The organism is Marinomonas gallaica (assembly GCF_049821165.1).
Lineage (GTDB): Bacteria > Pseudomonadota > Gammaproteobacteria > Pseudomonadales > Marinomonadaceae > Marinomonas > Marinomonas gallaica.
Genome location: NZ_CP187511.1, coordinates 3,835,737 through 3,857,555 on the forward strand (window position 1 = coordinate 3,835,737; position 21,819 = coordinate 3,857,555).

Consider the following 21,819-nt stretch of genomic DNA (forward strand, 5'->3'; position numbering starts at 1 on the left):
TAGGCAAAACCAATAGGGCAAATTACTCGACATTTTATTGCCATTGAGGCAACGCAGTACGGGCAAATTGCTTGACTTTAATTGCCCTTAAGGCAATATTAGTCTTCACTAACTGTCCTAGACGTTTTGTTGTTTCGTTAGTTCGAGTCTGCAATTCTGGTGCAATTTTCAGCTTGTAGTAAATTTTTGGGTAGGATCTTGATCAACACTAACAAAACAGATTTTGCGGCTGATTGGCTTGCCTTACAAGAAACGATTCGATGCTTTATTGTGTTGGACCGTAATGATTCAGTGGTTTTTTGTAATCCTATGGCGGGTGCGACTTACTCTCCTTCACACAATCGTTATTTCTTATCTTTGGATTGCTTTTGGCTCGAATCGGAACAGCGTATTTTTCATCCAAGTGAGTTCCGAAAGTTAAGTGGCCAACAGGTTGATCTTCTCTTTAAAGTTAAAAATCACGCTCCTATTGAATTACGTTTTTTGCCAGAAGAAATTGAAATATCTGGCAACCAGTATATCAACATCAAGTTGGTTAATGAGAGCTTACTGACTACCCACAACACTGCCCCTTCCGTAACGCTGATGGATGAATTGGTCAGTGATTTGGCCGCTGGCAGGCTTTTTGTTCACTACCAACCTCAGTACGATGCAGAAAATGAAACGCTGTTTGGCGTAGAAGCCTTAGTTAGATGGATAAGACAAGACGGCGAGCAAATCCCCCCTGATACATTTATCCCCTTGGCGGAAAGTTATAATTTCATCGCAGAGCTGGATCTCTGGGTATTGGATCATGTCTGCCAGCAGTTAGCGGACTGGGAAAGCAAGGGGATCGAACTCCCCGTGACGGCCGTCAATTTTTCGGCATCCAGCTTTAACGATGTGTATCTCAGTGAAAAAATATTAAAAACGCTTAAATACAACGAGGTTCATCCTAAAAATATCACAATAGAGATAACAGAAAGCAAAGAAATAAACTGTTATAGCCAAGCAGAGAAAACTATTTTTGAACTTTATAATGCTGGCCTGAAAATATCTCTGGATGATTTTGGCATTGGTTTTTCCAACTTTAATCGGCTAGCACAAATCCCTGTATCGCAACTAAAGCTTGATCGATCTTTTGTTTTGAACTTGCCAAAATTTATTTATACAGAAATAAGCAAATCTATTTTATCTATTGCCCATAACCTTAGTTTAGCGGTGATTGCAGAGGGCGTCGAAAATGAACAGCAACTGCAAATACTTCAATCACTCGGGTACACAATCTTCCAAGGGTACTTTTTCTCAAAGCCACTACCTGCTTCGGACTTTGAAAATTGGCTGGCTCAACACCAGCACTCCAATATTTCTATAGACTCTCTGGTGTGACACCAGACCTCAGCAAGCTCATTACTCCACGCTTTTAATAGATTACTTAGCCTAAGGCCCTGCTGGAGCGGCGGTATTCAATGCGTTTTATTTGTGCTGACGCGTCGCTGGCGAGGTACGAGGCAAGACATAGCGCAAACAAATTAAATGGCATGGAATGAAGCAACAAAGTAGCTGGTAAGCACCGAAACTCGTTACTCTGCATTATTCATAGGATCGCTTGGTCTGAGTGTGTTTCACTCGGAGACCGAAGTCCTACCAATCGAGAAAGGATTTCACTCGTACAAAAGCTGGTCAGCGGTATTCCATGCGTTTGATTTGTGCTGACGCGTCGCTGGGGAGTTACGAGGCAAGACATAGCGCAAGCAAATTAAATGACATGGAATGAAGCAACAAAGTAGCTGGTAAGCACCGAAACTCGTTACTCTGTATTATTCATAGGATCGCTTGGTCTGAGTGTGTTTCCCTCGGAGACCGAAGTCCTACCAATCGCGAAAGGATTTCGCTCGTACAAAAGCTGGTCAGCGGTATTCCATGCGTTTGATTTGTGCTGACGCGTCGCTGGCGAGGTACGAGGCAAGACATAGCGCAAACAAATTAAATGGCATGGAATGAAGCAACAAAGTAGCTGGTAAGCACCGAAACTCGTTACTCTGTATTATTCATAGGATCGCTTGGTCTGAGTGTGTTTTCCTCGGAGACCGAGGTCCTACCAATCGAGAAAGGATTTCGTACGAGATCACATTTACCTAGGTAAATGAGGTGCAGCAAATGCTGGCAATAAAAAAGCCCTAGCAGGCATTAACCTGCTAGGGCTTATTTATATGGTGGCCCCACCCTGACTTGAACAGGGGACCTGCCGATTATGAGTCGGATGCTCTAACCAACTGAGCTATGGGGCCTTAAATCGGCGCCTATTATAGCCAGACCACATCTACTTGCCAAGAACATTAAGTAAAATTCTTCCGACAAATCAAGCAACTAAGCACCCAATCACTCTATCGCCATTATTAGAAAAGGCTCAAAGTGCCATTACTTCATTTCAAAGCCTTGAGAGATCAGAAAATCGCGCATATGTGGGCGCAGCTTCCCGGAGAACATGGGCGCCATACTTTGCGACCAATTCGAGGATTTGTTCCCGCCCGTCCGTGCTTGATAGTAACGCTCCATCTCTGAATCGTATTGCTCAATTAATACTGGGTCATGTTGTGCATCGTAGTAGTCTTGCTTCAACACTGTTGCCAAGGGTAAGCGCGGTTTAACGTCTGGATCTTGATCTGGGTAGCCAAGGCACATACCAAACACTGGGTAGACATGCTCTGGCAATCGCAGTAATTCGCTGATTGCTTCTGGATTATTACGCACTCCACCAATATAGACGACGCCAAGACCCTCAGATTCAGCGGCTATGGTTAGGTTTTGCGCGACCAAGGCCGTATCAATGGTCGATACCAGTAATTGTTCCGTCATGCCCATAGTCGGTTCAATGCCTGTGCGAGCCGCTGCTTCTGTATTACGTTTCATATCGGCACAAAATACAAGAAACTCAGCAGCTTGTTGAATGTAGGCTTGATCACCAGAGAGAGCCATCAACTTAGCCCGATTCTCTGGGTCTGTTACTCGAATAATGCTGTAGGCCTGAACGTGATTGCTTGATGATGCGCCTTGGGCTGCGCTGACTAACTGCTCAAGCATTCCGACTGCTAACGGTTTTTCGGTAAACTTTCGAATGGATCGATGCGACTTTAACAACGTCATAACAGAATTCATGAATAACTCCTTATCTTTGTCATGCTACGCATTATGACAGCCAAGGTGGTAAGACCAAGCCACACCCGCTATTTTAAAAATACTTCCTTTTTTTCAGTAAAAACAGATCCAATTGATATTACCTTACGTATGGTAATTGATTATTAAAAATCTATAGGTGGATCCTATCAAACTTTCATCCCTTTTTACGACTGTTGCGGCCGTCATCAGCTCCGGATGCACTCAAGTGGGTGTAAACGTAGCTAACATACCGAGTCATTTTGGGGATGTTATACGCCATGAAAATATAAGTTATGGCAACCTGCCTGAACAAACGTTAGACATCTACACGCCACAACAAGAAACAGGCCAACGGCATCCAGTCATTGTGTTTTTCTACGGCGGTAGCTGGCAAGACGGTCATAAAGAAATGTACCCCTTTGTGGCCAAGCCTTTTGTTGATCGTGGTTACATTGTTGTGATTCCTGACTATCGCAAATACCCTCAAGTTAAGTTTCCAAGCTTTGTTGAAGATGGTGCGGATGCGATTGTCTGGACCATGGACAACATAGGCTCATTTCAAGGAAACCCTGATAAGTTATTTGTGATGGGACACTCTGCTGGGGCGCACATTGGCGCGCTGATCAGTGCAGACGAACAATACCTATCTAGCAAAGGACGCTCAAACCAAAACATTAAAGCATTTGCGGGGCTATCTGGACCTTATGACTTTATTCCTATGGAAGAGGATCTTAAAGATATCTTTGGCCCTCCAGAATGCTACCCTCAAATGACGGTTACGACCTTTATTGATGGCAATGAGCCACCGATGCTACTAATGTGGGGAGAGGAAGATACGTTAGTGGGCCAACGCAATATCGATTTATTAAGCACTAAAATAAAACTTGAACGAGGACGCGTCACCACAAAAACCTTCCCAGAAATGGGGCACGTAGACATGATTTCTAATTTGATTTGGTTTATTCCGAGTGAGGTCTCTATCGACCAAGAAATTTCGGAATTTTTTGCTCGACAACACTAACGGAGAATCACCATGGAACGTTTGTCGCTAGATACCAATACCCCTATAAAGTTTTCTATATTAGCGTTAATTGCTTTGATTATCGGTGTGTTTAGCCTCAGTGCAACGGCGTCAAAACGCTCAGATGTTGCCTGGCAAGCCCTCAATAATGGTGCCATGTTAATTGATGTTCGCACCGCTCAGGAGTTTAAGTCTGGTCACTTAGAAGAAGCGGTCAATATGCCTCTTAGCAGTTTGAATAAATTGGCCAACCCAATAGACCGCGACACGTCAATTGTTGTCTATTGTCGATCAGGCAGCCGTGCCGGCCACGCAAAGCGCCAGCTGTATGATATGGGCTTTGTCAATGTCATCAATGGTGGTGGTCTAGAGGAAATGCAGGCAAGTAAACCTTAGCCTAATAGACACATTACAGAACCTGTCTGTTTGTCAAAAACTAAAAAGCCGATGCAGTTCACACTGCATCGGCTTTTGATTTTTTTAAGAGCGCGACTTTGACTTAGTCTTGATTTACAAAGTAGTTCAAGATGAAGCTTGGAAGATCGGCCGTGTTAACCACTTCTTGTTCCATGGTATCACGGTGGCGAACAGTCACTGGTGCGCCTTCTTGTTCAATCGTATCAAAGTCAACTGTGATACAGATCGGCGTACCTACTTCGTCATGACGACGGTAGCCTTTACCTACGTTACCGGTATTTTCATAAAGGATACGACCTAGGCCAAGTTTCTGTAGACGGTTCTTAATGCCTTTTGCGGCTTCAACGATTTCAGGTTTGTTCTTCTTAAGAGGTAGAACAGCAACTTTGATCGGAGCTAGATGCGGCTTAAGTTTTAACACGGTACGGCTTGAGCCGTTTTCAAGCTCTTCTTCGGTGTACGCTTCCGTCAGCACCGCCAACAAACCGCGATCCAAACCTGCTGAAGGCTCGATACAGAATGGCACAACCATTTTGTTTTCTTCTAAATCACGTACTGCTAGCTTAGTCGTTGAGTGCGCATTTGGTTTAACCTTGGCTGACAAGCCGAACTCTTCTTGAGCCTTAGTGTGCGACCCTAGGTCATAGTCGGTACGGTTTGCGATCCCTTCCAGCTCTTCAAAGCCATGCGGGAATTTGTACAAAATATCAACCGTCGCTTTTGAGTAATGCGCTAGATCATCGCCAGTCACATGTTCAAACTCGATGTTCTCTTTTGCCAAACCTTGATCAAGCCACCACTGAGTACGAAGATCGACCCATGTTTGATGCCATTTTTCGTCTTCACCTGGTTTACAGAAGAATTCCAGTTCCATTTGTTCAAATTCACGAACACGGAAAATGAAGTTACGTGGCGTGATTTCGTTACGGAACGATTTACCGATCTGAGCAATACCAAATGGTAATGCGCGCGATGTTGAATCAACGACGTTTTTGAAGTTTGTAAAAATGCCTTGCGCCGTTTCTGGACGCAGGTACGTGTAAGACTCTTCGTTAACCATCGGGCCAACGTTCGTCTTAAACATCAAGTTGAAATCACGAGGCTCAGTGACGTTGGTTGAACCACAGTTGTCACATACTTTGATGTCTTTCATGTGGTCAGCACGCAAGCGCGATTTACATTCGTGGCAGTCTACCATCGGATCTGTAAAGGTATCTTCGTGACCCGAGTATTTGTACACATATTTGTTTTGAATAATGGCAGCGTCTAGACCTTCAACATCGTCACGGTCATAGACCATAGCGCGCCACCATGCTGCTTTAAGGTTGTTTTTAAGCTCAATACCTAGTGGACCGTAGTCGTATGCACCTTGCATACCTCCGTAAATCTCACTGCCTTGGAAGATAAATCCACGACGTTTACAAAGGGAGACGAGTTCATCCATCGTTTTAGCTGGCATTTTTCAACACACCTTAATTCGTTAATTTAGGGGCGGCTGGCGCGCAACGGCGTAGCCGATAAAATAAGTTCACCATTGTACTCTGTGCCCTCGCTCTACTCAATGGGGCGAAAAAGTTCGCTCTTAGATACTTTTTTAAATGCCTCAAGATCTATTCTGTTAGATAATACGTAATTATTGTCAGCAGCTTTTACTTTTAGGATAAACAATGCGTAACAATTCAAGCTCGCTTATTAAAACGCTTGGCGTTTTAGGGCTTATCCCATTTATCGCGAGTACGTTAGCTTTTCACTTCAATTTTTACCATTATGGTCTGCTTGCTCAGTCTGTTTTCGTCGCGTACAGCGCTGTTATCTTAAGTTTTCTAAGCGGTGCAATTTGGGGACAAGTACTGGAACAGCCGTTTCAATCGAAATGTAAAATACTGCTCATCGCCAGTAATGTGGTAGCGTTGATCGCATGGTGTGGATTACTCATTGATCAGCCGCACATGTCTTTACTGCTACTGTTATGTGGCTACATCAGCATCTTTTGGTTGGAAGTACGTTGGTTAAAACAAATTCGTCCGGATCAAAGTTATTACCCAAATTTGCGTTTTGGTCTAACGGTAGCGGTGTGTGCTATGCATTTGCTCATGCTCTACCCAAAAATTTAGGTTACCCCTTATGATTACGTTGTTCTACGACGGGTACTGCCCACTTTGTGTAAAAGAAATCACATTACTAAAGCGCTACGATACCGCACAGCGCCTAAACCTAGTGGACATTCACAGTGACACCTTCAACAACCTTTATCCGCAAATTGATGAACATGCGGCCGATCGTTTACTGCATGCTATTTTAGACAACGGTCAACTCGTGACAGGTTTAGATGCCAATGTGGCCGTCTGGCAAGCCATCGGCAAACATAAATGGCTTAAAGTGTTGCGCTGGCCGGTCATTCGCTGGTTTGCGGACCAAGGCTACTTATTATTTGCCAAACACCGCCACAAACTGTCTTATTGGTTAACGGGTGAAAAGCGCTGCGAGCCTTGCAGCAAAGACCATTGCCCTCCTCGCTAGTCATCCAAGTCACACGCCTTCTGCGTATGCTTCATTATTATACGAAGGAGGCTCTATGCCACACACAGTCATTGTTGTCGGTGCCGGAAGTAAAATCGCACAAGCATTAATCGCTAAATTAGTAAAAGAAGATACTTGCCAACATATTCTTGCCATCAGCCGGGGACAAGCTTTCTCTGATCCCAAAATCACATCCATTAACACTCAATACGACGAAGCCAGCATTGAGCAAGCCTGCTCTCAGATTTCGTTATCCGCGCCTGTCGGCAAAGTGTTTATTTGCCAAGGGATCTTGCACCAAGACGAACTACAACCAGAACGTAAGTTTGAGTCAATCTCCTCAGACAACATGCTCAAAGTCTATGAAGCGAATACAGTCACACCTTCGCTTTGGTTAAAGTACTTAACCCCGCATTTGAAAAGCAATGAGCCCTGTAAAGTGGCTTTGTTTAGTGCACGCATTGGTAGCATCAGTGATAATCAATTAGGAGGCTGGTACAGCTACCGCGCCTCTAAAGCCGCTCTGAATATGATGGTACAGACGTTTTCAGTGGAACTCGCAAGGCGTGCCAAAAACGTTAAGCTGTTAGCTTTTCACCCAGGTACAACGGATACACCGCTTTCTGAACCCTTCCAACGCTCTGTCCCTGAGGGGAAGTTGTTTACACCTGAGTTTGTCGCCTCGCAATTATTGAGCTTACTCGATACTTTAGAAATGGACGGAAAAGCCAGCTATATGGACTGGAACCACCAATCGATCACTTGGTAACACGCCCCTGAACACCCTCTACATTGTCGACAATGTAGGATTTGCCTTTCTTTTTAGACTAAGACCTAAGTCGAATTGTCGACAATCTATATTGATCTATACTCATTTTCACTCTATAACGGGTTTCATTGTAGACAACAAAATAGGAAATGAGCGTGAACAAGGTCACAACTCTAAAGTCTGCCACACTGCCGGATGATTTAACTCAGCGTTTAACCGCTGAAATCATTGATGGGGTGCTACCACTGGGCAGTAAAATTTCAGAACCGGAACTCGCCAAACGCTATGGTGTGTCTCGTGGACCGCTACGTGAAGCCTTAGTAAAACTGGAAACCCTTGGCCTCATCACACGTACAGCCAATGTTGGGGCTCGTGTGGTTGAGCTAAATATAGCCGACCTGTTAGACACGTTTACGCTACGTGAAGCGATGGAGGGAATGGCTGCACGCTTGGCGGCAGAATTGATTAGTGAGGCTGAAATCGAACAACTTTATGCGCTTCTAGAAGATCACCAAGCGCATTTAGACGCCAATCAAGATGAGCACTATGCCAGCCAAAACGGCAACGAGGACTTCCATCTGCGTATTATTCACGCCAGCCAAAACAAAAAACTGATTCGTGTATTAACACAAGATTTGTATGCCACGATTCGTATGTATCGTCGCTACACGGCCGACTCGCGTCCAGACCCACGTCAGGCATTGCGCGAACACAAAGCCATTCTAGACGCCATCGCCAACCGTGAGGGCGATCTAGCCGAACTGCTCATGCGTCGCCACATTAGTCGCGCCGCAAGTCTTTTGAAAAAAGCGATGCTGCACAACAGCATTTCTCAGGGTAACACTGGCCAACCGAGCCAATAACAATAAAAGTGAGGATCGTATGACGTTAGCATCACCCGGCGCACGTTTTCGCCAAGCGATAAAAGACCATTCACCATTGCAAGTCGTTGGTACCGTCAACGCCTACTGCGCCATGATGGCGGAACAAACAGGCCACCATGCCATTTACTTATCAGGTGGTGGGGTTGCCAACGCCTCATACGGCTTGCCCGATCTTGGTATGACCGACCTGAATGACGTATTAGAAGATGTACGCCGTATTACTGCAGCCAGCCAATTACCATTACTGGTCGATATTGATACCGGCTTTGGCGGTGCATTTAACATCACCCGTTCCGTGCAACAAATGGAAAAAGCAGGTGCGGCTGCCGTTCACATTGAAGACCAAGTTCAGCAAAAGCGTTGTGGCCACCGCCCAAATAAAGCCATTGTCAGCCAAGCTGAAATGGTGGATCGCATCAAAGCTTGTGTCGACGCGCGTAACGATGACAGCTTCGTCATCATGGCTCGTACCGATGCGTTAGCCGTAGAAGGCATGGATTCCGCCATTGAACGGGCCGTAGCCTGCGTTGAGGCAGGGGCTGATATGATCTTCCCCGAAGCCATGCTGACTCTTGAGCAATACCGCGAGTTTGTGGATGCTGTAAAAGTACCGGTATTAGCTAACATCACTGAATTTGGCGCCACGCCATTGTTTAGTCGTGAAGAGTTAGCCAGCGCAGGCATCGATATGGTGCTGTATCCACTCAGTGCTTTTCGCGCGATGAACCAAGCCGCACTGAATGTGTATCAACACCTGTTAGATGATGGCCACCAGCGCAATGTGGTCGACACGATGCAAACACGCATGGATTTATACGACTTCTTAAATTACCACGATTACGAACAAAAGCTCGATGCGTTGTTCTCTGAAAATAAGCGTTAATAAGGATCAGAAACTCTTGATGACATACATATTATCAGTCATACACCACGCTTTGTTGCCAATAGAATCGGGGCTACGAGCTAACTCTGCTCAGTGATAAAAGTGCGATGTCCCCGATGGAATCGGGTCGTACGAGCTGGTGTTTAACTGATTATCTCGCTAACAATAAAAATGGAGATAAAGAAATGGCTAAAGAATTATCAGGCGCTGGCCTTCGAGGTCAAAGTGCAGGTGAAACCGCTCTCTGTACCGTTGGCCAAACGGGCTCTGGCCTCACTTATCGAGGCTATGACATAGAAGAGTTGGCTGAAAAAGCCTGTTTTGAAGAGGTGGCGCATTTGCTCCTGTATGGCAAACTGCCAAACCAAACGGAACTGGATCATTACAAAACTAAGCTAATGAACTTACGGGAGCTGCCACAAGCCCTAAAATCGTGTTTGGAATTAATTCCCAAAGACGCCCATCCAATGGATGTCATGCGCACAGGTTGTTCTTTTTTAGGCAACGTTGAAACAGAAACCGACTTTAGTCAGCAACAGGACGTTGCCGATCGCCTATTGGCAACGCTTCCTGCCATCATATTGTATTGGTATCGATTTAGTCATGACGGTGTTCGTATCGACACACTCAACCCATCAGTGAGCAGCCTAGCAGGGCATTTTCTAGCGATGCTGCACAGTGACACCCCTAATCCATTACATGAAAAAGTGATGAACGCCTCGCTGATTCTATATGCAGAACACGAATTTAATGCGTCTACTTTTACGGCGCGAGTGTGTGCTTCAACGCTTTCCGATATGCACTCCTGTATTACCGGCGGCATTGGCAGCTTACGCGGCCCGCTTCATGGCGGTGCCAACGAAGCAGCAATGGACATGATCGAGCCTTGGCAAAGTGCCGACGAAGCCGAAGCGGCGATCCTCGATAAATTGGTCAACAAAGAAAAAATCATGGGCTTTGGTCACGCAATCTATCGTGAACGCGACCCTCGCAACGACATCATCAAGAAGTGGTCCAAGCGATTGTCTGAAGAAGTCGGTGACACACATCTATATGCGGTATCTGAACGCTGCGAAGCCGTTATGTGGCGCGAGAAAAAACTCTTCTGTAATGCCGATTTTTTCCATGCCAGTGCGTATCGATTTATGGGCATTCCAACCAAGTTATTCACACCAATTTTTGTATGTTCACGTGTGACAGGGTGGGCTTCCCATGTGATGGAGCAACGCGCAAACAATCGCATAATTCGACCCAGCGCAGATTACACGGGCCCTGAAAAAGCCACTTGGGTCGATATTGCAGACCGAGATTAATAGACAGATACACCAGCATGAGCTGGTTAGATAAGAATTAGAGGAACCACCATGAGTGCAAACGTCGATTTAAATAACCGCCCTGAATACGATCAGGTCATCCAAGACATCGCGGATTATGTTTTAAATTTCAAAATTGAAAGCCAAGAAGCCCTCGATACAGCTCGCAACTGTCTAATGGATACTATAGGTTGCGGCCTATTAGCCCTACGTTTTCCAGAGTGTACTAAACACCTTGGCCCTATGGTGCAAGGCACTGTTGTACCGAATGGTGCGCGTGTGCCGGGCACGTCGTTCACTCTCGACCCAGTGAAAGCAGCATGGGACATCGGTTGTATTATTCGCTGGCTCGATTACAACGACACTTGGCTCGCGGCAGAATGGGGCCACCCTTCCGATAACCTCGGTGGTATTTTGGCGGTCGCTGATCATTTGTCTCAAGTGCGCGTCTCTCGCGGCGAAGCACCATTAACCATGCGAGAAGTATTAGAGGGCATGATCATGGCCCATGAAATCCAAGGCGTGATTGCCTTGGAGAACTCGTTTAACCGTGTCGGTCTGTGTCACGTTTTATTAGTGCGTGTAGCATCTTCTGCGGTTGTAGCAAAAATGATGGGCGGCAACCGTGAGCAAATTATGGCCGCCATTTCGCAAGCCTGGGTTGATGGCTCAGCATTACGTACCTATCGTCACGCTCCAAATGCAGGCTCACGTAAATCATGGGCGGCGGGGGATGCTACGTCTCGAGCAGTCCGTCTAGCCGATATGTCATTGCGGGGTGAAATGGGTATTCCCGGCGTACTGACCGCGCCGCAATGGGGGTTCTACGATGTGTCTTTTTCTAAAACCAATAAAGACCAGCAGTTAAAAACACCTGAAGATCGTACCTTTAAGTTTACTCAGGACTACGGCACCTATGTTATGGAAAATGTGCTGTTTAAGATCTCTTTCCCTGCGGAGTTTCATGCACAAACAGCGGCTGAAGCAGCCGTCACCTTACACCCGCAAGTGAAAGACCGCTTAGATCAAATCGAGAAAATTGTGATTCGTACCCACGAATCCGCTATTCGAATCATTTCCAAAGTCGGCCCATTAGCCAATGCTGCAGACCGTGACCATTGTCTACAATACATGACGGCCGTACCACTTGCCTTTGGTAACCTGATCGCTGAACACTATGAAGACGACTTCCATACACAGAACCCCATTATTGATGAGCTGCGTGAAAAAATGGAAATCACCGAGGATGAGCGCTTTACTCGTGAATACTTGGAGGCAGATAAGCGTTCTATTGCCAATGCTATCCAAGTCTTCTTTAAAGATGGCACATCGACAGAAGAAGTATCAGTTGAGTACCCGATTGGTCACCGCCGTCGCCGAGAGCAAGGCATTCCGCTACTCGAGAAGAAGTTCAGAGCCAATTTAGCAACTCGGTTCCCCTCTGCTCGTTGCAGCGACATTTACTCTTTATGTAAAGATCAGTCGCAACTTGAAGCGACAGCCGTACATAAGTTCATGGATCTATTGGTTATTTAATTCAACCGTATGCGAAACGACCGAACTTAAAGTACTCATGTGAATCCTAGATTCTCTGAAACCAAGAACCTAGGTATGATAAAAAGAAGCCTACATAGATAGGCTTCTTTTTTTATGTCAGCAGGGCCATTCATGACCAGTATTCATTCGCCTCATCGCCACTGTGTGATCAGCCAGCAAACTCGTGGCAATGCCTTAAATAACTTTGCAGAGTTAACCGAAAGGCTAGCGGACACACTGGTCGTCTCGCATTGTGAAGAGGTACTCTTAGCCGGCACCACACAAACTACTTTCAATGGTCTGAAACGCCAACTCGGCAATAATTACTCGGCTATTTTTCTCGATTTATCTGCGGGCCTTAATCTATCGGCATTAGCAATAGTAGCCGGAACACTAAAAGGCGGAGGCCTTCTAGTTCTTTATCTCGGCCCCCACTGGTGTTCAAATGAAGATCAAGAGTTAGCCCGTTTTCTTCCTTGGCCTTTAGAAAGTACTCAGGTGAGCAGCACTTATAAAACGCTGTTTTGGCAAGCCCTTAGCCAACCTAACTCTCCTTTTACAGAGCAATGGCCTCAAACGTTATCGCCCTATCAACTCACCGAGAAGAACTTAACCTCGGATCAACACCAATTTATAAGCCAAGTGCTAGAGCGCCCCCCCAGCACACATGTACTGATCGCCGCTCGAGGTAGAGGGAAATCCTATGCATTAGCTGAGTTGCTATATCAAGCTAAGACACGCGGCCAACAATGTTTTTGTACGGCATCAAGTCTTCATAACTTAGCGACGCTAGTGCAGCACTTTCAAGAGCTGTCCGAGACACAAGCACCTTTCATCGCACCGGATGAATTACTTCGCTTACACACGCCCATTGATTTATTGGTCGTCGATGAAGCAGCTAGCATACCATTACCAATGCTGGAGCAAATGGCCCAGAAAGCGAAGCGCGTGATATTCAGCAGTACCGATTTTGGCTACGAAGGCTCCGGTAGGGGCTTTGGTCTACGCTTTCGCCAACACCTTCGACACTTAAAAACCCCTTGTCACGAGTACACATTGAGTACGCCTTTAAGGTGGGGGGAAAGTGACCCATTGGAAACTTGGCTCGATCAGCTGCTGTTTAAAGAGTATCAAAGGAATGTAGAACTAGAAGACACGCCAAGCACATTGAGTGGTGCTCAATGGTTACAATACCCGAACCTTTTAGATCAAGCATTTGCTTTATTAGTAAGCGCCCACTATCAAACAACGCCTGAAAATAAAAGATGGCTGGTTGACGACCCAAGCGTAATCACCTTTTTTCACTACCGCGATAAAAAGTTATTAGGCGTAGCATTGATGACAGCTGAGGGCCGTTTACCTAAAGATTTATCAGAGCAAGTTGCCCAAGGCAAACGGCGCCCAAGAGGCCATCTTGTACCACAGTCTTTATTGGCCCACGAAGGAATACAAGACGCAGGACAATACACCTATTGGCGGATCAGCCGTATTGCTATCGCGCCCGAAGCGCAGAGACAAGGCTTAGGTAGCCAGCTTATCGAGAGTATCTACCAAGCGGCTCATAGCCAAGCGATCGATTTTCTTTGTACTAGCTTTGCTGCAACCACTGAAGTGGTGTCATTCTGGCAACAAAACAACTTCCGTGCAGTACGTTTGGGCAGTGCAAAAGACCAAGCGAGCGGGGCCTACTCTTTAATGATGCTAAGGCCCTTATCTAAAATCGCTCACTCACGTCATCATTTCTGGTGCCAGCAGTTTAGCCAGCTCTGGTTAAGCAGTTTACCCCTTGGACTTCAGCAATTATCCCCTGCTTTAATCAGTACCATTGCAGCCAGTTGTCTCATGGGGGAGAATCCACACATTCCCTCTTTGACAGACAAAACTGTGTCAGATTTGATCTTTTTTGCGAACTACAGCCGCCCTTACGATTCCGTGCGTTCTCAATTACTTCATTTTACGCTCAATTTATTAGAACAGAAAAAACTACACCCAAATAACCCCCAACACTTGCTATTACTGGGCTGCGCTCTAAATATCTTTACTGAAAAAGACGCTCATGACTTAGATTTCAGTGGCAAGAAAGATCTTTTTAAAGCTCTAAAAGCCACTGTAAACGCACTTTTACCGGCTTAACTTAAATGGGTGAATAACCACCCATTAGCTTTTTTTCATGGGCGAATTGTCACTCATCCCTCCCAAGTTGACTGGATAGCAATATCCACCAAAATTTATTTTTCCTTTACAATTCAATCACTTATATTTTTATTAAATAGTTGGCACAAAATGTGTAACAAGTACGAACAGCAACAACCAAATTGCGTTGCATGTTTGGCAATGCCCAAGCTAACAATAATAAATACTCAAAATTTGGAGTCATGAAAATGAAAAAAATCAGCCTTGCACTAACCACTGCTGCCCTTGCACTGTCTGCGACTGCCGCTTCTGCAAACTGTGATTCAGGTGAGCGCGTTGTAAAGTTCAGTCACGTAACAGGTGGTACAACGCACCCTAAAGTGGTTGCCGCTAACAACTTCGCGGAACGTGTTAACAAGGAGATGGACGGTAAACTGTGTATCGAAGTTTTCCCTAACTCAACACTGTTTGGTGATTCCAAAGAGCTTGAAGCGCTGCTTCTAGGTGACGTACAACTTCTAGCACCTTCTCTTTCTAAATTCGGTTCTTACACACCTAAATACGGTGTCTTTGATCTACCTTTCATTTTTAAAGACATGGATCATGCGATTCGCTTCACCAAAACAGACGAAGGTAAAGAACTTCTAACTGCGATGGACGAATATGCCGGTTTCGTTGGTCTAGGTTACTGGATGTCAGGTATGAAGTACTTCTCAGCGAACAAGCCTCTAATGGTACCTAGCGATGCTGAAGGCCTTAAGTTCCGCGTACAGACCTCTGATGTAGCGAAACAAATGATCTCTGCCATGGGCGCATCGCCTCAAGCAATGGCTTTCTCTGAAGTATACGGTGCTTTACAGACAGGCGTTGTAGATGGTCAAGAGAACACTTGGTCAAACATCTACACGAAGAAATTTTACGAAGTACAAGACAGTATTACGGAAACCAACCATCAGTTGTTGGCTTACCTATTTATGACATCTTCTGATTTTCTAGCGAGCCTAAGCGATGAAGATCGTGCTCAATTCATCGCCATTGCTGACGAAGTCACTCAAGAAGCGAACGAGTCCGTTAAAGCAAAAGAAGCCGCTAACCGTGAAAATATCCTAAAAGCAGGCGGAACGATCAATACGCTAACGCCAGAGCAACGTGCTGAATGGGTTGACACAATGAAACCTGTTTGGAAACAGTTCGAAGGCGATATCGGTAAAAATCTAATCGATGCAGCCGCTGGCGCATAAGCGTAGTACGACCGAGCAGCAAAGCTAGCGCCATATGGCGCTAGCCCTTTCGTGCCTTTCACATATGTGTTAACCCACCCGTGAGCTCTGGTGTGAAAGGCCTTTTTACGCTGCCTTCCGATGTTTAGGAGTCCCCCATGGCATACTGGCCTCATTTATACTTATTGATATTTATTCTAGCCCTATGGGTGCTGGAAAAACGTTTTCCGAAATTCATGGAACGATTTGAAGAAAATCTATTAGTTCTCGTCATTTCTTCAATCATGGTGGTGTCATTCGGCCAGGTGATTGCGCGCTATGCTTTCAACACAGGTTGGGTGGCGGCGCTGGAATTCAATACCGTTATGTTTTCTTGGCTGATCCTTTTGGGCATGAGCTATGGCATCAAAACGGGTTCGCATCTTGGGGTCGATATTCTTCTGAATGCAGTACCTAAAGGGACTGCAAAAGTGTTGTCTCTGATCGGTGCCGCAGGTGCGATGCTCTATGGTCTTATCTTACTCGATTCAACTTGGGTTGCGATGTTAGGCATAGACGTGCGTGGTGGTGCCATTGAGTACTGGTACAAAATGTGGCGTATTGGTCTAGGCCAAGAAGAACTTCGCTACCCTGCTTTTATGGTCGAAGCGTTCGACATTCAACCGCGTGTACATCGCTGGTTAGTACTTGTGATTCTGCCAATCAGTTTGGCATTACTAGCGTACCGTTCTCTACAGGCTTTTATAGCCATCGCAACAGGCAAGCGTGATATGTTGATCAGTGGTCACGAAGCGCAAGACCTTGTTGAAGAGAACAAAGGTGCATTGAAAGACTAATTGGTTAGGAGCGTATCGTGGAAGCATTAATTTTATTTGGTATGGTACTAACGCTGCTCTTTATCGGGCTACCAGTTGGTATTTGTTTGGGCTTAACGTCCATTCTGTTTATTACATTTTTCTCCCATGACTCTTTGTCATCGGTAGCAATCTCATTATTTGGCGCAGGTCAACACTACACACTTTTAGCGATTCCGTTTTTCATTTTGGCGTCGTCATTTATGTCTACTGGTGGTGTGGCAAAGCGTTTGATTAACTTTGCCATCGCATCTGTCGGTCACTTCCGTGGTGGTTTGGCAATGGCCTCCGTATTGGCATGTATGATGTTCGCAGCACTGTCTGGTTCATCGCCAGCAACCGTGGTAGCGATCGGTACCATTGCCATTGCGGGCATGCGCCAAGTCGGTTACTCAAAAGAGTTTGCCTCCGGCATCATCGCCAATGCGGGTACTTTAGGTATCCTAATTCCGCCTTCCATCGTAATGGTAGTCTACGCGGCTGCAACGGACGTATCTGTTGGTCGTATGTTCTTAGCGGGCGTGATCCCAGGCTTGATGGCGGGTGGTATGTTGATGTTGGCAATCTATGTGGTTGCACGTATCAAAAATCTACCAGCGGAAGAGTGGAAAGGCTTTGGTAATTTAATCCGTGGCGGTAAAGACGCGGGGTGGGGATTATTTCTAATCGTAATCATCATGGGCGGTATCTACGGTGGTGCTTTTACACCAACAGAAGCAGCTGTGGTAGCCGCGATTTACTCGATCTTCATCGCACTATTCGTGTATCGCGACATGGGGCCACTTAAAGGCGAGACATGGACTAAAGAAACGGATGCACCCGCAGCACGTGTGGGTTTCAATGGTACGGTTTACGGTGTGTCATTTTTCCTAGTGTGGGAAATCATGTCTTTCTTCGCGCTGTCTGGCAGTGAAGCAATGACCGCTGGTGTACGAGCTATTATTGGTTTGGTTCTAGGTGCTTTACTGGCTCTGTTCTACGTGTCCAAACGTGGTGCTAAGCTTGAAACAAGCTTAGTGAGCTGTATTGCTCAGGGTATGCCTATTTGGGGTCGTAATTTTTCACTGATGGCGCGTGGCTTCTTCCCTGCTTTATTTGGCGAAGAGACTCGTAAAACCATGCTAGATGGTACTAAGACAACCATCATGCTGATGTTTATCATCGCTAACGCATTGCTGTTCGCACATACGTTATCCGCTGAGCGTATTCCGCAAGCGATTACAGAATGGATGCTAGGTGTTGGTTTCAACTGGTTCACGTTCCTAATCGCTGTCAACATTCTATTGTTGATTGGTGGTCAGTTTATGGAACCATCTGGTCTATTGGTGATTGTTGCACCTGTGGTGTTCCCAATCGCGATGGAGCTGGGGGTTGACCCAATTCATCTAGGTATCATCATGGTGGTCAACATGGAGATCGGGATGATAACGCCGCCAATAGGTCTCAACCTCTTTGTGACCTCAGGGATCACCGGGATGAGCTTGGCTCGAGTAGTAAAAGCAGCCATGCCTTTCGTTGCGGTATTGTTTGTCTTCTTGATCCTTGTCACCTACATTCCTTCTCTATCGACTGCACTTCCATATGCGATCATGGGACCTGAGATTGTCCAGTAACACCCTTTTATGACATTAACTATTGTCATGTTATTAGCGCCCTACGGGGCGCTTTTTTTTGCTAGTCCCCCACTAAAACAACATGCCTTGCCATAATAGACGCCCAACAAGCAGCGTTTAAATAATATTAAATACAATTAAAAAGATGATCTGACACTTTTTAAACACACATTGTAATGACATAGCGGCGGCAAACGTCGCTACAGTGCGAAATCGATCGACAAACACTTGTTTAATGAACGCAGCGACAAAAGGCTCGATGGTAGCGACATTTTCGACAAAGACTACGGTTTTGAAAATCTCTTAAATACTATTTTCGATCCCCCTTTGCGAACAGAAAAGGGGCTTTTCATAGGTTATGTAACAGACAAAAAATGCCCGCCTAAATAGCCGGGCATCAAACAAGTCGCGGGGTCAGCGAATACTTGTTAAACCAGATTCGCTATTGCCAATACATAGCCGTCTAGCAATCCTTCAGGGTAGTCGACACTCATGACTCGACCTAACACCAAAAGAAATACCAACAAACCGAAGGCAATTGATAACGATTTTACTACTCCTGCACGGGCAAAGAAGTAGATGAACGACAGCGAGAACACGAAGGTAGTGGTTAAGAAACCGAGTTCGAAATACAAGAAAGCCATGATGAAAAAGCCCACTATATAGAACAGTCCTTGTCGAATCTCAGCCGTTGCAATTTGTCCACGATGACGCAGATGGTTAATAATGACCATTAGCGAAGAGCCGCCCAATAAGGTCACCGCAATCAATGGGAAAGCGCTTGTTAGCGTTTGTTCGCCCCAAACTTGGTAACCAAATACAACGGCTACTAGCAAAAATAAACCAGCAATCCATATATCCAAATTAAAGTTGGTGACAATCGCTGTTTCTGATGCGGCTTTTGCCTCTTCAGGGGTTTGGCGTTTACGCATCATTCTACGGAATACCGTAGGTAGGAATAAACCACATAGAATCAGTGCGCCAATGATCAACACGCCAGGACGTGTAAACCAGCTATATTCATAAAACTGAATGCTTTGGAAAAAGTAATTTTCTGCACCCGCAGACAGTACAAAGCCAATTAAGAAAGCTGGTCGAGGCCAATCTGCATTCTTCATTAACACACCAATTAAGGCAATGGCGCCTAACGCTAGGAAATCACCAAAACTACGAGTGGCTTGATAAGCGGCAAACAGAATTAAGGTTAAAATAACGGGCGCTAGAATAGAGAATTTGATGTACGTCAGCATCGAAATAGGACGTGTTAAGAAAATACATAACGCCGCACCTAAAATATTCGCTAAAGCCAGAGACCAGATAATGGTATAGGTCAGGTCAAGGTGAGTCGATACCATGGATACGCCAGGTTGGATACCCAGTAACAACATACCGCCCAAAAATACCGCGGCAGAGCCTGAGCCAGGTACACCAAACAAAATAGTCGGAATCATACTGCCACAGGAACACGCATTATTCGCAGACTCTGGTGCAATGACACCTTTGATTTCACCTTTACCGAACTGGCTCTTATCTTTACTGGCACTCATGGCAAAACTGTAGGTCATCCAGTCCACAACCGAACCACCCAGTCCCGGGATTGCACCGACAAGACTGCCAAAAACGGATGAACGTCCAACCAAAGGTAAGTTGCTCATAACGTCTTTCAGACCTTGACCTAAACCTTGGCCAAGCTGATTGCCTTTTGTTGCAATGGACTTATTTTTAATCAATAACGAAATAATTTCTGGTAACGCGAAAATACCTAAACCAACAACGATCAGAGGAATACCGTCGTATAAATAGTCTACGTCGAAGGTAAATCGGAAATCGCCTGTTGCAGGCGCGCCACCAATAGTACCAATCAATAGCCCCATGCCACATGCAGCAAGACCTTTGTAAACACTGCCACCCGAGAGCGAAGCGACCACACTAAGGCCGAGCAAGGTGAGCATAAACAGCTCAGCGGAAGAGAAGGCGAGTACGACGGGGCGCGCGACCAAGATAAACACACTCAGTATAACAGCACCAACCACACCGCCGATCATTGAAGATAAGAAAGCGGCAGACAACGCGCGCGCTGCCTGCCCTTTTTTCGCTAATGGAAAGCCATCCATGACTGTAGCCTGTGAAGAGCTGGAACCGGGTATCCCCATTAAGACTGAGGTAAATGTATCCCCCGTGGGTACGACGGCCACCAGTCCCATCAGCATCCCTAAACCAACAGAAGCATCCATACCGTAAATAAACGGCAACAGCAAAGACATCCCTGCAATACCGCCTAATCCTGGGATGATCCCAACAATTAGACCTATGACGACACCAAGCATCAGGTATGACAGATGCATAACAGACATCACCTGATCTAGGGCACTGAATAAAACAGACATAAACTCTCCAATAAATCTATAAGATCAACCAATTACAGCGAGTAGTTGAACTCAGATTTCAACCAGTCTTTAATCCATTTATACATTTCAGGAGAGATCTTTACGGCATCACCTAGGTACATCGCAATGTCGACACCAACGGCATTTTCATATGGACCCACTTGCTCTGCTGCTTCCTCCTGAAACTTAGGGTCAGCAATCATCTCACGTACCGCTTTGTTGTATTCTGCCAGTACTTCACCTGGTACATCAGAAGGGACGAAAATAACTTTTTGGAAAGCAAAGCCTGCTGCCAAGAATTTACGGTACACATCGTATTGCATGCCACTAGGCTGTTTACCATGAACCGTTTGGTAAGCTTCTTCAAATGTTGGAATATCAGGGAACGCAGGATCACGAACAATTTTCCCTTCTTTGTTCATAACACCAACACTGAACACAGGAATAGCTTTACCGTCATCTACCAAGCCTTGAACAGAGTTTTTGTAAGCTGAAGATGTTTGGAAATCGATTGTTGCCTCGCCACGTTCAAAGGCTAAACGACCCGCGCCACGGCTCTTCATACCAAAAACAGGTTTGATGTCAGCACCCATCAAGTCCAACGCAATCAAAATGGGCAACTCAAGCTGAGTTGGGCCTTGCGACGCAAACTTAAGCTGTTGATCCATTAATTTCTTAACATCACTGCTGTCGGAAATGCCTAAATCAGGCTGAACGTAAACCACACCGCCTGTTGGACTGGCTAGAATCGGAGACCAGTCATCTAGATTAAAGCGCACGCGTTTGTCACCCAGCATGTATGGGAACAATGTCGACGCAGAGGTACCAATAATATCGGAACCATCACTATCAGCGCGCTTGTAGAACAAGTTCGCCCCTGTTATCGAACCACCACCTGGCTGGTTTTTGATCACAACCGTTGGATTGCCTTCAATAAAGTTAGACAAGTTAGGAGCCATGAAGCGTGCCCAAACGTCTGTCCCACCTCCGACACCAAATGGAATGGTAAAATCAACTGTGTCAGGCACAACATTGTCTGCTGCAACAGCGGTTGAAATTGAGAGAGCTGTCACAACTCCCATGGCAATATGCTTTAGTTTTTTCATAGTAGTTACCTATTATTTTTATATT

Annotated in this window: 18 protein-coding genes and 1 tRNA gene; 14 read left to right on the forward strand and 5 right to left on the reverse strand. The window is 45.7% G+C overall.

The genetic code is table 11. The features are described 5' to 3' along the window. Positions 1-198 precede the first annotated feature (198 nt). A complete protein-coding gene (locus ACPUEK_RS18135) occupies positions 199-1,368 on the forward strand; it encodes an EAL domain-containing protein (RefSeq protein WP_425641724.1) in 1,170 nt (389 codons plus the stop codon). Positions 1,369-2,193: 825 nt separating this feature from the next. Here ACPUEK_RS18135 and ACPUEK_RS18140 read toward each other — a convergent pair. Next, positions 2,194-2,270: transfer RNA gene (locus ACPUEK_RS18140), tRNA-Ile, on the reverse strand. Between the two features lie 130 nt (positions 2,271-2,400). Further along, positions 2,401-3,138 carry an oxygen-insensitive NADPH nitroreductase gene (gene nfsA, locus ACPUEK_RS18145; RefSeq protein WP_067221449.1) on the reverse strand — a complete coding sequence of 246 codons (738 nt, stop codon included), beginning with the start codon at positions 3,136-3,138 and terminating at the stop codon, positions 2,401-2,403. A gap of 226 nt (positions 3,139-3,364) precedes the next feature. Between nfsA and ACPUEK_RS18150 the strand changes: the two genes are divergently transcribed. Both ACPUEK_RS18150 and ACPUEK_RS18155 read left to right on the forward strand, forming a co-directional pair. Beyond that, complete coding sequence (locus tag ACPUEK_RS18150) at positions 3,365-4,159, forward strand: alpha/beta hydrolase (protein WP_425641725.1); 795 nt, start codon at positions 3,365-3,367, stop codon at positions 4,157-4,159. A 12-nt stretch (positions 4,160-4,171) separates the two neighbouring features. Further along, the gene (locus ACPUEK_RS18155) at positions 4,172-4,555 is read left to right on the forward strand and encodes a rhodanese-like domain-containing protein (RefSeq protein ID WP_067221453.1); all 384 of its coding nucleotides are present in this window, start codon (positions 4,172-4,174) and stop codon (positions 4,553-4,555) included. A gap of 103 nt (positions 4,556-4,658) precedes the next feature. On the opposite strand, the gene ACPUEK_RS18160 is transcribed toward ACPUEK_RS18155, so the two are convergent. Further along, positions 4,659-6,035 carry a glycine--tRNA ligase gene (locus ACPUEK_RS18160; RefSeq protein ID WP_067095251.1) on the reverse strand — a complete coding sequence of 459 codons (1,377 nt, stop codon included), beginning with the start codon at positions 6,033-6,035 and terminating at the stop codon, positions 4,659-4,661. A gap of 208 nt (positions 6,036-6,243) precedes the next feature. Between ACPUEK_RS18160 and ACPUEK_RS18165 the strand changes: the two genes are divergently transcribed. The 11 genes from ACPUEK_RS18165 to ACPUEK_RS18215 all read left to right on the forward strand — a co-directional run bounded on the left by ACPUEK_RS18165 (position 6,244) and on the right by ACPUEK_RS18215 (position 18,301). Further along, entirely contained in the window at positions 6,244-6,690 is a 447-nt protein-coding gene (locus ACPUEK_RS18165; protein ID WP_067221458.1) for a DUF3429 domain-containing protein, read from the forward strand. Positions 6,691-6,700: 10 nt separating this feature from the next. Next, complete coding sequence (locus tag ACPUEK_RS18170) at positions 6,701-7,096, forward strand: thiol-disulfide oxidoreductase DCC family protein (RefSeq protein ID WP_067221461.1); 396 nt, start codon at positions 6,701-6,703, stop codon at positions 7,094-7,096. Between the two features lie 55 nt (positions 7,097-7,151). Then, entirely contained in the window at positions 7,152-7,865 is a 714-nt protein-coding gene (locus tag ACPUEK_RS18175; RefSeq protein ID WP_067221465.1) for an SDR family NAD(P)-dependent oxidoreductase, read from the forward strand. A gap of 155 nt (positions 7,866-8,020) precedes the next feature. Beyond that, positions 8,021-8,728 carry a GntR family transcriptional regulator gene (locus ACPUEK_RS18180; RefSeq protein WP_170756299.1) on the forward strand — a complete coding sequence of 236 codons (708 nt, stop codon included), beginning with the start codon at positions 8,021-8,023 and terminating at the stop codon, positions 8,726-8,728. Between the two features lie 19 nt (positions 8,729-8,747). Further along, positions 8,748-9,632, forward strand: coding sequence for a methylisocitrate lyase (gene prpB / locus ACPUEK_RS18185; RefSeq protein ID WP_425641728.1), 885 nt, complete (start codon positions 8,748-8,750; stop codon positions 9,630-9,632). 185 nt (positions 9,633-9,817) lie between these two features. Further along, positions 9,818-10,945: a bifunctional 2-methylcitrate synthase/citrate synthase gene (prpC, locus tag ACPUEK_RS18190; protein ID WP_067032703.1), complete on the forward strand. Its 1,128-nt coding sequence runs from the start codon at positions 9,818-9,820 to the stop codon at positions 10,943-10,945. 51 nt (positions 10,946-10,996) lie between these two features. After that, a complete protein-coding gene (gene prpD / locus ACPUEK_RS18195; protein WP_425641730.1) occupies positions 10,997-12,481 on the forward strand; it encodes a 2-methylcitrate dehydratase in 1,485 nt (494 codons plus the stop codon). A gap of 132 nt (positions 12,482-12,613) precedes the next feature. After that, positions 12,614-14,614: a GNAT family N-acetyltransferase gene (locus tag ACPUEK_RS18200; protein WP_425641731.1), complete on the forward strand. Its 2,001-nt coding sequence runs from the start codon at positions 12,614-12,616 to the stop codon at positions 14,612-14,614. Positions 14,615-14,862: 248 nt separating this feature from the next. Next, positions 14,863-15,855, forward strand: a complete 993-nt coding sequence (locus ACPUEK_RS18205) for a TRAP transporter substrate-binding protein (RefSeq protein WP_067032478.1) — start codon at positions 14,863-14,865, stop codon at positions 15,853-15,855. Positions 15,856-15,992: 137 nt separating this feature from the next. Beyond that, positions 15,993-16,670 carry a TRAP transporter small permease gene (locus ACPUEK_RS18210; RefSeq protein ID WP_067221485.1) on the forward strand — a complete coding sequence of 226 codons (678 nt, stop codon included), beginning with the start codon at positions 15,993-15,995 and terminating at the stop codon, positions 16,668-16,670. A 17-nt stretch (positions 16,671-16,687) separates the two neighbouring features. Continuing rightward, positions 16,688-18,301: a TRAP transporter large permease gene (locus ACPUEK_RS18215; protein ID WP_425641732.1), complete on the forward strand. Its 1,614-nt coding sequence runs from the start codon at positions 16,688-16,690 to the stop codon at positions 18,299-18,301. Between the two features lie 428 nt (positions 18,302-18,729). Here ACPUEK_RS18215 and ACPUEK_RS18220 read toward each other — a convergent pair whose 3' ends face one another. After that, positions 18,730-20,688, reverse strand: coding sequence for a tripartite tricarboxylate transporter permease (locus tag ACPUEK_RS18220; protein WP_425641733.1), 1,959 nt, complete (start codon positions 20,686-20,688; stop codon positions 18,730-18,732). 32 nt (positions 20,689-20,720) lie between these two features. Then, entirely contained in the window at positions 20,721-21,794 is a 1,074-nt protein-coding gene (locus ACPUEK_RS18225) for a Bug family tripartite tricarboxylate transporter substrate binding protein (protein ID WP_425641734.1), read from the reverse strand. Between the last annotated feature and the right edge of the window lie 25 nt (positions 21,795-21,819).